General features: G+C 68.5%; 13 protein-coding genes and 2 tRNA genes. 7 read left to right on the top strand and 8 right to left on the bottom strand.

The genetic code is table 11. The features are described from left to right. Positions 1–184 precede the first annotated feature (184 nt). From ACLQ7T_RS13460 to ACLQ7T_RS13445, 4 genes are all read right to left on the bottom strand, one after another. A complete protein-coding gene (locus ACLQ7T_RS13460; protein WP_420479887.1) occupies positions 185–2197 on the bottom strand; it encodes an acetyl/propionyl/methylcrotonyl-CoA carboxylase subunit alpha in 2013 nt (670 codons plus the stop codon). Positions 2198–2481: 284 nt separating this feature from the next. Next, positions 2482–3390 (bottom strand): enoyl-CoA hydratase-related protein, encoded by a 909-nt coding sequence (locus ACLQ7T_RS13455; RefSeq protein WP_420479886.1) that lies wholly within the window; start codon positions 3388–3390, stop codon positions 2482–2484. Between the two features lie 82 nt (positions 3391–3472). Then, a complete protein-coding gene (locus ACLQ7T_RS13450) occupies positions 3473–3823 on the bottom strand; it encodes an endonuclease domain-containing protein (RefSeq protein ID WP_420479885.1) in 351 nt (116 codons plus the stop codon). 68 nt (positions 3824–3891) lie between these two features. Then, entirely contained in the window at positions 3892–5484 is a 1593-nt protein-coding gene (locus ACLQ7T_RS13445; RefSeq protein ID WP_420479884.1) for a carboxyl transferase domain-containing protein, read from the bottom strand. A 95-nt stretch (positions 5485–5579) separates the two neighbouring features. Between ACLQ7T_RS13445 and ACLQ7T_RS13440 the strand changes: the two genes are divergently transcribed. The 5 genes from ACLQ7T_RS13440 (at position 5580) to ACLQ7T_RS13420 (ending at position 10116) form a co-directional block, all read left to right on the top strand. Then, positions 5580–6128, top strand: a complete 549-nt coding sequence (locus ACLQ7T_RS13440) for an NADPH-dependent FMN reductase (protein WP_420479883.1) — start codon at positions 5580–5582, stop codon at positions 6126–6128. 111 nt (positions 6129–6239) lie between these two features. Next, entirely contained in the window at positions 6240–7604 is a 1365-nt protein-coding gene (locus tag ACLQ7T_RS13435; RefSeq protein ID WP_420479882.1) for an MATE family efflux transporter, read from the top strand. A 95-nt stretch (positions 7605–7699) separates the two neighbouring features. Beyond that, positions 7700–9406: a methionine--tRNA ligase gene (gene metG, locus ACLQ7T_RS13430; protein WP_420479881.1), complete on the top strand. Its 1707-nt coding sequence runs from the start codon at positions 7700–7702 to the stop codon at positions 9404–9406. Between the two features lie 54 nt (positions 9407–9460). Next, positions 9461–9694 carry a type II toxin-antitoxin system Phd/YefM family antitoxin gene (locus tag ACLQ7T_RS13425; RefSeq protein ID WP_420479880.1) on the top strand — a complete coding sequence of 78 codons (234 nt, stop codon included), beginning with the start codon at positions 9461–9463 and terminating at the stop codon, positions 9692–9694. Next, positions 9694–10116, top strand: a complete 423-nt coding sequence (locus ACLQ7T_RS13420; RefSeq protein ID WP_420479879.1) for a type II toxin-antitoxin system VapC family toxin — start codon at positions 9694–9696, stop codon at positions 10114–10116. The genes ACLQ7T_RS13425 and ACLQ7T_RS13420 overlap by 1 nt, the downstream gene beginning before the upstream one ends. On the opposite strand, the gene ACLQ7T_RS13415 is transcribed toward ACLQ7T_RS13420, so the two are convergent. Genes ACLQ7T_RS13415 through rlmB form a run of 4 tightly spaced genes read right to left on the bottom strand, consistent with a single transcriptional unit; the run spans position 10113 to position 13274 of the window. Then, positions 10113–11237, bottom strand: coding sequence for a glutathionylspermidine synthase family protein (locus ACLQ7T_RS13415; RefSeq protein ID WP_420479878.1), 1125 nt, complete (start codon positions 11235–11237; stop codon positions 10113–10115). The two genes, ACLQ7T_RS13420 and ACLQ7T_RS13415, sit on opposite strands and share 4 nt — an antisense overlap. Beyond that, entirely contained in the window at positions 11237–11551 is a 315-nt protein-coding gene (locus ACLQ7T_RS13410; RefSeq protein WP_420479877.1) for a hypothetical protein, read from the bottom strand. Before ACLQ7T_RS13410 ends, ACLQ7T_RS13415 begins: the two co-directional genes overlap by 1 nt. 2 nt (positions 11552–11553) lie before the next feature. Continuing rightward, positions 11554–12396: a TerC family protein gene (locus tag ACLQ7T_RS13405; protein WP_420479876.1), complete on the bottom strand. Its 843-nt coding sequence runs from the start codon at positions 12394–12396 to the stop codon at positions 11554–11556. 38 nt (positions 12397–12434) lie between these two features. After that, positions 12435–13274: a 23S rRNA (guanosine(2251)-2'-O)-methyltransferase RlmB gene (gene rlmB / locus ACLQ7T_RS13400; RefSeq protein WP_420479875.1), complete on the bottom strand. Its 840-nt coding sequence runs from the start codon at positions 13272–13274 to the stop codon at positions 12435–12437. Between the two features lie 223 nt (positions 13275–13497). On the opposite strand from rlmB, the gene ACLQ7T_RS13395 reads away from it, so the two are divergent. Together ACLQ7T_RS13395 and ACLQ7T_RS13390 are read left to right on the top strand one after the other, a co-directional pair. Then, positions 13498–13581 (top strand) — tRNA-Tyr (locus ACLQ7T_RS13395). A 76-nt stretch (positions 13582–13657) separates the two neighbouring features. Beyond that, positions 13658–13731: transfer RNA gene (locus tag ACLQ7T_RS13390), tRNA-Gly, on the top strand. Positions 13732–13837: the final 106 nt, after the last annotated feature.

Here is a 13837-nt window from a genome sequence, read left to right as displayed (position 1 = left end):
CGGGGCGGGTGCGACGCCTTTGAGGACGGCGGCGGGAAGTGGTTAGTGGCTAGTGATTAGTGGATCGATGCCGCTGGCGCTGATGCGAAAATGGCAGGCGCTGTCGCTGAAGCCGCCATCCACTAATCACTAGCCACTCATCACTTTCCGGGCTCTGGATCGGCCGCAGAAAGCTCCGCCCGCGCTACGCCGCCGGGGTCACCACCGCCAGCACCACGCCGTCGGCGACCTGATCGCCGACGGAGACCGAGACGCTTTCGACGACGCCGTCGAAGGGGGCGGTCAGGGCGTGTTCCATCTTCATGGCCTCGAGCACCACGACGGGCGCGCCCTTGGCGACCGCGTCGCCGGCCTTGGCGGGGGCGGCGACGATCTTGCCGGGCATGGGGGCGCGGAGGGCGCCGTCGGAGGCCGGATCGCCAGAGGCGCCGCCGCCGTGACGCACGGGCTCGAAGGTCCAGGCCTCGCCGTTGAAGAAGACCACCGGCTCGTCGACGACGCGGGCCATGTCCAGGTCACGAACCTCGTTGCGGAACAGGCTGATGTCGCCGGTCAGCACATAGGCGCCGAGCGCGTCGCCGCCGCCGAGATCGACGTCGAAATAGCTGCCGTGCTGGCCGGGCTTCACCGCACCCTGAACAGGATGCCCGTTGACCCGGGCCCGTTGCGGGGCGGGGGCGCCGCCGTTCAGTCGGAAACCCCAGGCGCCCTGGGCGGTGGGGGACCACGGGTTCACCCCGCGACCGGGCAGGGGATCGCTGACCCATTCCACCGCGTGGTGAGCCTCGGAGGCGAGGGTGGCGAGCGCAGCGACGGCCACCTCGGCGGGCATGCCCGGGCCGGTCAGGGCCTCTTCCTCGGCGCCGATGAAGGCGGTGTCGACGTCGCCCGCGACGAAGCGCGGATGTTCAAGGCAGCGCTTCAGGAAGCCGGCGTTGGCGCGAACGGGCCAGACCTCGACCTCGCCGCAGGCCTGGGCCAGCCTTGCGGCCGCTTCCTCGCGGGTGTCGGCGTGGACGATCAGCTTGGCGATCATCGGGTCGTAGAACTGGCTGACCTCGCTGCCCCAGGTGACGCCGGTGTCGACGCGGATGTCGTCCGGCAAGCGGATGTGCTCCAGCGTGCCGATGCTCGGCAGGAAGCCGTTGGCCGGGTCCTCGGCGTAGAGGCGGGCCTCCATGGCCCAGCCGTTGATGCCGATCTCATCCTGCTTCAGCGGGATGGGCTCGCCGGCGGCGACGCGGAACTGCCACTCGACAAGGTCGACGCCGGTAATGGCCTCGGTGACCGGGTGTTCGACCTGCAGCCGGGTGTTCATCTCCATGAACCAGATGCGGTCGGCCTTCAGGCCGTCGGAGGCGTCGGCGATGAACTCGATGGTGCCGGCCCCCTGGTAGTTCACGGCCCTGGCGGCGCGGACGGCGGCGGCGGTGACGGCCTGACGCGTCGCGGCGTCCATGCCGGGGGCCGGGGCCTCCTCGATGACCTTCTGGTGGCGGCGCTGCAGGGAGCAGTCGCGCTCGTTCAGATGGACCACCGTGCCGTGGCTGTCGCCGAAGACCTGCACCTCGATGTGGCGCGGCCGGGTGATGTAGCTCTCGATCAGGACGCGCGGGTCGCCGAAGGAGGACTGGCCCTCACGCTGGGCCGAGGCGAGGCCGGCGGCGAAGTCCTCGGCCTTCTCGACCAGCTTCATGCCCTTGCCGCCGCCGCCGGCGACGGCCTTGATCAGCACCGGATAGCCGATGCGGGCGGCCTCTGCGGTGAGGGTTTCGGTCGACTGGTCCTCGCCCTGGTAGCCGGGAGTGACCGGCACGCCGGCCTTGATCATCAGTTTCTTGGCCGCGTCCTTCAGGCCCATGGCGCGGATCGAGTCCGGCCTGGGGCCGATCCAGACGATGCCCGCAGCGGCCACGGCCTCGGCGAAGTCGGCGTTCTCGGACAGGAAGCCGTAGCCGGGGTGGATGGCCTCGGCGCCGGTGTCCTTCGCGGCCTGCAGCACCTTTTCGGCGACCAGATAGGAGTCGCGGGCGGCGGCCGGGCCGATCAGCACGGCCTCATCGGCCTCGCGCACATGCAGGGCGTCGGCGTCCGCCTCGGAATAGACGGCGATGGTGCGAATCCCCATCGCGCGGGCGGTGCGGAAGACGCGGCAGGCGATCTCGCCACGGTTGGCGACAAGGACGGATTTGAACATGGGGGGATGTTTAGAGTGGCGCGGGCGGCTGCGCCACATCCGGATGGGGTGCGGATGGCAAGTGATTGGTGGTTAGTGATTGGTTGCGTTGCGCCACATCCGGCGGGGGCTGAGCCCGGAAAGTGGTTAGTGGCTAGTGGTTAGTGGATGGCGGCGTCACCGACGGCGCGTGTGCAGGGCGCACGGGCGCTTGCGGCATCGAACCACCAATCACTAACCACCCATCACTTCCGACACCTCGACGCCGGGAGCAGCGGGCTCCGTCAGAGCCCGCCGCCGTCAGCCTATTCCGCCCACTTCGGCGCGCGTTTTTCGAGGAAGGCGGCGACGCCTTCCTGACCTTCTTCGGAGACGCGGGCGCGGGCGATGCGTTTGGCGGTTTCGTCCATCAGGCCGCCGTCGATCTTGCCGTGAGCGGCGACGTAGTGGACCAGACGCTTGGCGTCGCCCATGGCGCCCGGCGCGTTGGCGGACAGGCTGTCGGTCAGCATGGAGATGAACTCGTCCACCGAGCCTTCCGGCAGGATCAGATCGATCAGGCCCGCGTGGGCGGCGTATTCGGCGTCGAAGATGTTGGCGGTCAGGAACAGCTGACGCGCGCGGCGGGCGCCGATGGCCTCGACCACGTAGGGGGCGATGGTGGCCGGGATCAGGCCCAGTTTGACCTCGGAGAAGGCGAAGCGGGCGCCGTCGACGGCCACGGCCATGTCGCAGGCGGCGACGATGCCCGCCCCGCCGCCCATGGCCGAGCCCTCGACGATGGCGCAGGTCAGGGCCGGCACGTCGTGCAGGGCCTTGAGCATCTTCGCCAGACCCATGGCGTCGTCGCGGTTGTCGCTTTCCGACCAGCCCGCCGCGTCCTTCATCCAGCCCATGTCGGCGCCGGCGCTGAACGTGCCGCCCGCGCCGCGGATGAAGACCAGACGCACCTTGTCGGCGCCGTGCAGGGTCTCGAACGCCTCGCGCAGGGCGCCGATGACGGCGGCGTCGAAGGCGTTGCGCTTGTGCGGACGGTTGATGGTGACGAAGACCACGCCGTCGGCGGTGGCGTCGATCTGGACCAGATCATCGTTCGCATCCGGCGCCGGGTCGGCGACCAGCGGATGGGCGATGGCGTTGATCTCGGCGGCCTCGGCGTCGGTGATGTCGAGGGCGTCTTCGGGCTGGGTGTCGGTGGGCTTCTTGTCGGTCATGGGAGTTCCAACGCTTCAGTCGTGATCCTTCTCCCCTCGGGGGAGAAGGTGGCCCGCGCAGCGGGTCGGATGAGGGGGATCGCTACCGCATCTCTGCCGCCCGAAGGCGGATCGCGTCCAGCAGAATGTTGGGATTGCGCTGGAAGGGGCCGTTGTCGAACCGCAGAACCAGAAAGCCTGCCTCGGTGAGGCGGGCGTCACGTTCGGCGTCCTCGAGAGACCTCAGATCATGGATGCCGCCGTCGAGTTCGAGGATCAGCTTCAGCTCGACGCAGAGGAAGTCGACGATCTTGCCCGCGACAGGTGCCTGACGGCGAAACTTCAGTCCTTCGAAGCGGCGCCCGCGAAGAAGCGTCCAGAGCTGCTCCTCGGCCCGGGTGGTCTCGGCGCGTAGACGACGAGCGATGCGAGTCCTGTCCTTGGTCTGGTGCATGAGCAGGCAATCCCCCTCATCCGGCCCTTCGGGCCACCTTCTCCCCCGAGGGGAGAAGGAACCTTACCCTACATCCGGAACACGCCGAAGGTCGTCTCAGGGATCGGGGCGTTCAGGCTGGCGCTGATGGCGAGGCCGAGAACGTCGCGGGTCTGGGCCGGGTCGATGACGCCGTCGTCCCAGAGGCGGGCGGAGGCGTAGTACGGATTGCCCTCGTCCTCGTATTTCTGGCGGACCGGGGCCTTGAAGGCTTCGGCCTGTTCGGGCGTCCAGCTGTCGGCGTCGCGGTGGACGGTGGCGAGGACGCTGGCGGCCTGCTCGCCGCCCATCACCGAGATACGGCTGTTGGGCCAGGTGAAGAGGAAGCGCGGGCTGTAGGCGCGGCCGCACATGCCGTAGTTGCCGGCGCCGAAGCTGCCGCCGATCAGGACGGTGAACTTGGGCACTTCAGCGCTGGCGACGGCGGTGACCAGCTTGGCGCCGTGCTTGGCGATGCCCTCGGCCTCGTATTTGCCGCCGACCATGAAGCCCGAGATGTTCTGCAGGAACAGCAGGGGGATCTTCCGCTTGCAGGCCAGTTCGATGAAGTGGGCGCCTTTCTGGGCGCTTTCCGAGAACAGGACGCCGTTGTTGGCGAGGATGGCGACCGGATAGCCCCAGATGCGGGCGAAGCCGCAGACCAGCGAGGTGCCGTACAGGGCCTTGAACTCGTCCAGTTCGGAGCCGTCGACGATGCGGGCGATCACCTCGCGCACATCGTAGGGGGCGCGGACGTCGTCGGGGATGACGCCGTACAGTTCGGACGCGTCGTAGGCGGGAGCCCTGGGCTCGCGCACGTCCAGATCGACGGTCTTGAGGGTGTTCAGATTGGCGACGATGGAGCGAACGATCTCCAGCGCGTGCTCGTCATTCTCGGCGACATGATCGACCACGCCGGACTTGCGGCCGTGCGTCTCGGCGCCGCCCAGCTCCTCGGCCGAGATGACCTCGCCGGTGGCGGCCTTCACCAGCGGCGGACCGGCCAGGAAGATGGTGCCCTGGTTGCGGACGATGACGGTCTCGTCCGACATGGCCGGGACATAGGCGCCGCCGGCGGTGCAAGAGCCCATGACGCAGGCGATCTGGGGGATCGACCTGGCCGACATGCGGGCCTGGTTGAAGAAGATGCGGCCGAAATGGTCGCGGTCGGGGAAGACCTCGGCCTGGTGCGGCAGGTTGGCGCCGCCGGAATCGACCAGATAGACGCAGGGCAGGTTGTTCTGCTCGGCGATCTCCTGCGCGCGCAGGTGCTTCTTCACCGTCATCGGGAAGTAGGCGCCGCCCTTCACGGTCGGATCGTTGGCGACGATCATGACCTCGCGACCCGAGACCCGGCCGATGCCGCAGATCATGCCCGCGCCCGGCGCCTCATCGTTGTACATGCCCCCGGCGGCCAGCTGGCCGACCTCGAGGAAGGGGGAGCCGGGGTCCAGCAGGCGCTCGACCCGGTCGCGCGGCAGCAGCTTGCCGCGCGAGACATGGCGGTCGCGGCTGGCGTCGGAGCCGCCGCGCGCGGCCTTTTCGACCTTCGCGTACAGCTCGTCGCGGAGAGCGCGGTTGTGGGCGTCCAGCGCCTTGAAGGCGGCGGACGAGGTGTCGATGGCGGACGTCAGCTTCGGCATGGAGGGAGGTTTAGGCGCTGCATCGCGCCCTTGTCCACCGGACCGCGACACGCCAGATCAGGGGCAGGACGACGGTCGTCCGGACGGAGCCTCCCATGAGTAAAATCGCCTTCATCGTCGGCAGCCTGCGCAAGGGCTCCCTGAACCGGCTCACGGCCGAGGCGCTGATCCGGTCGGCGCCGGAGGGGATGGAGGCGACGATCGTCGAGATCGGCGACCTGCCGCTGTACAATCCCGATCTGGAAGAGGCCGCGCCGGCCGCCTGGACCCGGTTCCGCGACGAGATGCGGGGCGTGGACGGGGTGGTCTTCGTGACGCCGGAATACAACCGGTCGGTCCCGGGCGCGCTGAAGAACGCCATCGACGTCGGCTCGCGCCCCTACGGCCACAGCATCTGGTCGGGCAAGCCCGCCGCCGTCGTCACCGTTTCGCCCGGCGCCATCGGCGGGTTCGGGGCCAACCACCACCTGCGCCAGTCGCTGGTCTTCCTCGACATGCCGACCCTGCAGCAGCCCGAGGCCTATATCGGTCATGCGGGTGAGCTGTTCGACGAGGCGGGTGAAGTGAAGGTGGAGGGGACCAAGACCTTCCTGGCCTCGATCATGGCGGCGTTCGGCGTTCTGGTGGCGAAGCACGCGGGCTGATCCGGGCTCACCTCCTCATCGCCCCTTCAAGGTGATGGAGAGGTGAGTGATTAGCTCCCCTTATGCCTCCCGTTCCCAAACCCGGTTGACCCGGTCGTCGGGGCGTGGCCTGTGCCGCGTCCCATGATCGCCCTGAACGAAAAGACGCGCGCCACCCTGAAGGAGCTGGCCAACCTCGCCTGGCCGGTGGTGCTGGCGCGGATCGGCATCATGACCATGGGGCTGACCGACGCGATCGTGGTCGGTCACTACGCCTCGCGCGAGCTGGCCTTCCACTCGCTGGCGTGGGCGCCGTCGTCGGTGGTGCTGACCACTGCCGTGGGCCTGATGATGGGGGTGCAGATCGTCACCGCCCGCCTGCGCGGCGAAGGCCGTCACGGCGAGATCGGCGCGGTGCTGCGCCGGGGCATGGTCTATGCGCTGCAGATCGGCGTCGCGTCGATGCTGGCGCTGGCCGTCTTCGGTCCGTGGGTGATGCGGTCGGTGGCGTTCGGCGACGGCCTGGGGCAGGGCGCGTCCGCGCCGCTGGTGATCTTCGCCCTGTCGATGCCGGCCTATCTGGTCTCGGTGGCGGCCCAGTTCTTCCTCGAAGGCCTGTCGAGGCCCAAGCCCGGGATGTGGGCCATGTGGGTGGCCAACGGGGTGAACATCGCCCTGAACCTGCTGCTGGTGCCGGACCTGCTGAACATCGGCGTGCACGGCGCGTCCGCCTCGGCCTGGGCGACCTTCGGGGCCCGCACGGCGCTGGCGGCCTTCCTGATCGTCTACATCCTGCGCCTGCCCGAGGCGAAGGGCTGGAACCTGTGGAAGCGGCCTGCCCGCGACCGGGAGACCGAGAAGGAGCAGATCAAGGTGGGGCTGGGGGCCGGCGCGTCCAACTTCATCGAGGTCGGGGCCTTCGCGGCCATGACCCTGATCGCCGGCCTGCTGGGCGCGAACGAAACGGCCAGCTGGGCCATCGTGATCAATATGTCGGCCATCGTCTTCATGCTGCCGATGGGGCTGTCGTCGGCCACCGCGGTGCTGGTCGGCCGGGCCTATGGCGCGCGCGACCGCGAGGGCGTGATCCGCGCGGGCTTCGCCGGGATCGCCGTGGTCTCGGGCCTGGCCCTGCTGGTGGCCCTGCTCATCTGGCCGACGGCGGGCCTGCTGGTGGGCGCCTACACCAGCGATCCGACGCTGGTCGCCATCGCCGGACCGGCCCTGGTGCTGGCCACCCTGTTCTTCGTGGCGGACGGCATCCAGGTGGTGGCCGCCTCGGCCAACCGCGCCGCCGGGGACGTCTGGTGGCCGACGATCATGCATTTCGTCTCGTACGGGGCGATCATGATGCCGGTGGGCTGGGTGCTGGCCCACCGCATCGGCGTCGACGGCCTCGTCTGGGCGGTCATCATCGCCAGTCTGGTGTCGGGGACACTGCTGACCGGGCGGTTCGTGCGGGTGGCGCGGCGGCTGCCGCAAGGGATCAGGGACTAGGGATTAGGGATTAGGTGGGCGGCGGGGTTGCGGTATCGGTCTGTACTCGCCACTAACCAGACTAATCCCCAGTCCCTAATCCCTCCCCGGAATCCATGTCCCGCATCCTCATCACCTCGGCGCTGCCCTACATCAACGGCATCAAGCATCTGGGGAACCTGGCGGGCTCGATGCTGCCGGCGGACGTGTGGGCGCGGTTCAAGCGCGGGCAGGGGCATGATGTCCTCTACATCTGCGCCACCGACGAGCACGGCACCCCGGCCGAGCTGGCCGCCGCCGCCGCCGGTCAGGACGTGCGCACCTATTGCGACGAGCAGCACGAGATCCAGAAGGCCGCCGGCGAAGCCTTCGGCCTGAGCTACGACTGGTTCGGCCGGTCCTCGAACGCGCCGAACCGCCGCCTGACCCAGCATTTCGCCAAGGTGCTGGAGGAGAAGGGGCTGATCGAGGAGCGGGTCGACCGGATGATCTATTCGATTGACGACGCCCGCTTCCTGCCGGACCGCTATGTCGAGGGCACCTGCCCCCACTGCGGTCATGTCGGCGCGCGCGGCGACCAGTGCGACAACTGCGGCCGCCTGCTGGACCCGACCGATCTGATCGATCCCTGGTCGTCGGTCTCGGGGTCCAAGAACCTCGAGGTGCGCGACACCCGCCACCTGTACCTTCTGCAGACCCGGGTCGAGCAGCCGATCCGCGACTGGGTGGGCACCAAGACCGACTGGCAGACGCTGGCGAAGTCCATCGCCTACAAGCACCTCGACGAGGGTTTGATCGACCGGGGCATCACCCGCGACCTGAAGTGGGGCGTGCCGGTGGTCGGTCCCGACGGCGGGCCGCGTCCGGGCATGGAAGGCAAGGTCTTCTATGTCTGGTTCGACGCGCCCATCGAGTACATCGGCGCCACGGAGGAGTGGGCCGAGGCCAACGGCCGGACCTGGCGCGACTGGTGGCGCACCGATGAGGGCGCCGACGATGTCCGCTACGTCCAGTTCATGGGCAAGGACAATGTCGCCTTCCACACCGTCAGCTTCCCGGCGACGATCATCGGCTCGGGCGAGCCGTGGAAGATGGTCGACCAGCTGAAGGCCTTTAACTGGCTGAACTGGTACGGCGGGAAGTTCTCGACCAGCCACAAGCGCGGCGTCTTCATGGATCAGGCGCTGGAGCTGCTGCCCGCCGACTACTGGCGCTGGCACCTGACGGCCTACGGCCCGGAGCATTCCGACGCGGCCTTCACCTGGGAACAGTTCCAGTCGACGACGAACAAGGACCTGGCCGATGTGCTGGGCAATTTCGTCAACCGGATCGTCAAATTCACCGAGAGCAAATTCGGCGGCGTCGTGCCCGAGGGCGGCGCCCTGACCGACGTCGATCAGGACTTCCTGAAGCAGATCGGCGACGGCGTGGCCGAGGCGACCGCCAATCTGGAAGACATGGAGTTCCGCAAGGCGGCGCAATCGATCCGCGCCGTATGGGTGCTGGGCAACGAGTATCTGCAGGTCGCCGCGCCGTGGACGGCGTTCAAGACCGATGTGGAGCGGGCCGGGACCGCGACGCGGGTGGCCCTGAACCTGGTGGCCCTGTTCGCCCGTCTGGCCGCGCCGATCATCCCGGCCTCGGCGGAGAAGATCGCCGCCACCGTCGGCGCGACCGACCTGTCGTGGCCGTCGGCGGACGAGGACCTGCTGGCCGCCGTGCCCGCCGGTCAGGCCGTCGCCGCCGCCAGCGTCCTGTTCGCCAAGATCGAGGACGAACAGGTGGCGGAATGGAGCGCGCGGTTCGGGGGTGCGGAGGGGTAACCTTCGCGCGCGCTTTGTGCTAAAGTGACCAACTAGATGGTCAGGAATGGTGCAATGAACGCGATCAACCTCGCGGAAGCCAAGGCCCGGCTGAGCGAACTGGTGGACCTCGCCCAGCAGGGCGGCGAGGTGCAGATCATGAAGCGCGGGAAGCCGGTTGCGCGTCTGGTGCCGATCAAGCCCGCGAAGAAAAGGATCGCCATCGAGGACCTGCGCGCGGTGACCGATGGTCAGACCATGGGCGACGGGGATTCCGTTCGTCGCATGCGCGACGACTACCGCTACTGATGCTCTATCTCGACACGTCGGTGCTCGTCGCGGCCCTGACGCGGGAGCCGGCGACCGAACGGGTGCAGGCCTGGCTGGCGGCGCAGGAGGCCGGGGCGTTGGCCGTCAGCGGCTGGACCCATGTGGAGTTCGCCGCGGCCTTGCGGTTCAAGGCGGCGACGGGCCAGATCGATCCGGCCAGGCGTGAGGCGGCGGCGACCCGGTTCGCGGCCATCGCCGAGGCTGCGCTGACGACCTGGTCCGTGGAGATCGCGGATTTTGACGAGGCCCAGCGCCTTGCCGGATGGGATGAAGCCGCCCTTCGGGGGCCGGACGCCCTGCATGTGGCGATTGCGACACGGCGCAACGCCACGCTCTGCACGCTGGATGAGAGGGTGCTGCGAGCCTGTGAGCTCGCCGGTCATCCGACGGTGAGGCCCTAGCCCTCGATCACATGCGGCACGAAGCGCGCGGTGTTGCCGGTGATCAGCCCGGCCTCGCGGATGCCCATGCCGACGGCGGCGCCGTCGACGATCCAGCTGCCGATCACGGGGCGGTGGCCGTCAAAGTCGGGCAGGTCGTACAGGCGCTGCCAGACGTAACCTTCGTCGCCGTAGTCGCCGCCGGTGGCTTCGGCGATCCGGCCGTCCTTCACGATGGAGATGTTGGCGCCCTCGCGGGCGAGGATCGGCTTTCGCGCATGGTCGCCGGGCAGGGGCTCGAACGAGGCTTCCAGCAGGTTGGGATGGTTGGGGAACAGGTCCCACAGGATCGGCAGCAGGGCCTTGTTCGACCAGATCATCTTCCAGATCGGCTCGATCCAGAGATTGGGCGCATGGGCGATGCGCGAGCCGTAGCCCTCGCTGACCAGCCATTCCCACGGATAGAGGTGGTAAAGGGCCTTGATCGGATTGCCGGTCGGGTCGGCGAAACGCAGGCCGGTCCATTCGATCTGGTGAATGGGAACGGGCAGGCCATGGACGCCGCCCTCGCGGGCCAGGTCGGCCATGTAGGCGACGGTGACGGCGTCCTCGGCGGCGCCTTCCTCGGCCCAGGTGAAATGGACCGGTTGGGGCAGGGCCGGGGCGATCTCGGCCCAGCGGGCGATCAGGGCGTCATGGATGCCGTTGAACTGGTCCTTGCCGGGGAAGACCGCCTCCAGCCAGTCCCACTGGATGACCGCCGCCTCCAGCAGGGAGGTGGGGGTGTCGCAGTTGAACTCGAACATCTTCGGCGGGGAGACGCCGTCATAGCCGAGATCGAAGCGGCCGTAGTTGAGGGCCGGCGGCTCCTCGTCCCAGGCCTTGCGGATCAGGGGGACGGCGAAGTCGGGGATGCCGAAGCGGTCGAACAGGTTCTGGTCGAGGATGTGCTGACCGGCGGTCAGGCACAGCTGGTACAGCTCCTCGGTCGCCTGCTCGATCTGGCGGATCTGGCGGCGGTCGAAGCGGTAGCAGGCGGCCTCGTTCCAGTAGGGCTGGTCGGCGGCGGTGTGCCAGACGAGGCCGAGGGCCTCGACCCGCTCGCGCCAGTCGGGGCGAGGCTCGAGCGTGAGGCGTTGCATCAGCCGCCCGAGGAGCCGCGGGCGGTGGCGCCGAAGCCGCCACGCGGGCTGTAGCTTCCGCCAGAGACCTTGTCGCCGATGCGTGCGCCCGCGGTTTCCTTGCCACCATAGTACCAGCGCCCGCCGTAGTAGCCGCCGGAACCCGAGCGACGGCAGTTGTCGTCGGAGATGCGGCGGCCGGTGGTGTCGGCGCAGACGCGGCTCTCGGTCTGGGGACGCGGACTGCAGGCCGTGATCGACAGGGCCGCCGCCACCGAGGTGGCGAACGACAACTGGCGCACGGCGGACTGCAGCGGGGTGCGGGGCGTGCTCATGCTCAGGCCGCGGGAACCGTCAGGGGCGGGGGCAGGTCGGCGGGCGCAGCGCCCGGCTGGGTCAGGCAGGCGGTGCGCTTGGGCCCTTCCGGCTCGGCCTTGCAGTATTTCTCCACCTCGTCCGGCTTGATCTGCAGGACGGCGGGGATGGCGGCGTTGTGCTGGGCCAGGTTCAGGGTGCGGACCACGGTGGCGCGGTAGCCGTCCCAGATCATGTGCAGGGCGACGTACAGGACGATGATCAGGCCCAGGTAGCCGATCCAGCGGAAGCGGTGCAGCAGCTTGGCGATATAGGTCGCGGCCACGCCCATCAGGCCGATGGACAGGACCAGGCCGAAGACCATGATCCACGGATGCTCGTGCGCCGCGCCGGCGACGGCCAGCACATTGTCGAGCGACATGGTGATGTCGGCGATCATGATCTGGATCAGGGCCGCGCCGAAGGTCTTGCGCTTCAGGCCCAGCTCCTCGGGCGACGGACCGGAGCCGTGCTCGATGCTCATGGCGAGCTCGAGCTCCTTTTCGGCCTCGGCCTGGTCGTGGGTCGCCTGCTCGCGCAGCTCGCGCCACATCTTCCAGCAAACCCAGAGCAGCAGCAGGCCGCCGGCCAGCAGCAGGCCGATCAGGCCCAGCAGCCAGCCGGTGACCAGGGCGAAGCCGATGCGCATGACGACGGCGGCGACCAGGCCGATCAGGATCGCCTTCTTGCGCAGTTCCTGCGGCAGGGCGGCGGCGGCCAGACCCACGGCGACGGCGTTGTCGCCGGCCAGCACGAGATCCATCATGACCACCTGACCGAGGGCGGTCAGCTGGGAGCCGAGTTCGGGGGACGAGAGGAATTCCATGACCGCTCTCTAGCGGTGGTGCGACAGTCTGTCAGCCGTCATCCCGCCTGTTTTCGCGCCGCCTCATAGAGGGCGATCGCGGCGGCGTTGGAGACGTTCAGGCTTTCGAAGCCGCCCGGCATCGGAATCTTCGCCATGGCCTCGCAGTGCTCGGCGACCAGACGGCGGACGCCGTCGCCTTCCGAGCCCATGACGATGACGGTGGGCTGGGCGTCCAGCGCCTGCTCCAGCGTCAGTTCGGCCGAGCCGTCCATGCCGATGGCGCGCCAGCCCATGTCGGACAGCTTCTCCAGCGCGCGCGACAGATTCGTCACCCGGGCGCAGGGCAGGCGTTCGGTGGCGCCGGCGGAGGCCTTGGCCAGGGCGCCGGCGAGGGCGGGGGAGTGGCGGTCCTGCACGACGATCCCCTTCGCCCCGAAGGCGAGGGCCGAGCGGAAGATGGCGCCGACGTTCTGGGGATCGGTCAGCTGGTCCAGCATGACGATGACGCCGGACGCGTCTTCGGCGATGTCCTCCAGCGCCACGCCCTCCAGGGGGGCGACCTTGAAGGCCATGCCCTGGTGGACGGCGCCGGCGGGCAGCATCCGGGCGAGGGCGGGGCCGTCGATGATCTCGGCCCGATGGCCGTTGGGGGCCAGACGGTCGCGCTCGATCTCCTCGGCGCGGTCGGCGGTGACCAGCAGCCGGCCCACACCCTTGCGGGCCGGATTGGCGAGGGCGGCCAGAACCGGATGACGGCCCCACAGCCAGTTGTCGGAATCGACCTTGTTGCTCCGCGGAGCGCGGTTACCGGAATCAGCGCGCGGCGCCGAAGCGCGCTCGGGGCTCCAGTCGCCGCGATTATTTCCTTTGCCCCCCTGGGGCGCATTCCCGCTCAAACGCCCGCCGGGCCTGCCGGAAGGGGTCGCTTTCTTGCCCGATTTCCGGTCATTGCGTTCTGAAATTCTCGACACTATAAGACGCCCTCCGATTTGGAGCCCTGAGGGCTTTCGGGTCTGGCGCACCTCCTATCTCAGGCGATGCGGGATCACGAGAGGCTTTATCGCGGCGGGAACCGAAAGGTCCCTGACGAGATGGTCCGTCGGTTTTGAAAAGCGCGCTGGGGGAATGTCCCGAGCGGCAAAGGGGGGGGACTGTAAATCCCCTGCGTAAGCTTCGCAGGTTCGAGTCCTGCTTCCCCCACCACGCGCTTTCGAAACGAGGGACCGGACCCCATATCGGGTCGGCTGCGGAGGTCCAATCGGCCCGACGCAGTCTCCGCGCGGGTATAGTACAATGGTAGTACAGCAGCCTTCCAAGCTGAATATGTCGGTTCGATTCCGTCTACCCGCTCCAGAATTCTATTGCTGATCCACCGCCCCCTTCCGGGCCACAGGAGTTTTGGCCATGGCCAAGGAAAAGTTCGAACGCACCAAGCCGCACTGCAACATCGGCACGATCG

This window comes from Brevundimonas sediminis (genome assembly GCF_048799765.1).
In the GTDB taxonomy this organism is placed as follows: domain Bacteria; phylum Pseudomonadota; class Alphaproteobacteria; order Caulobacterales; family Caulobacteraceae; genus Brevundimonas.
The sequence above is the reverse complement of the archived record's forward strand: the minus strand, read 5'-3'. Positions and strand labels throughout refer to the sequence as shown.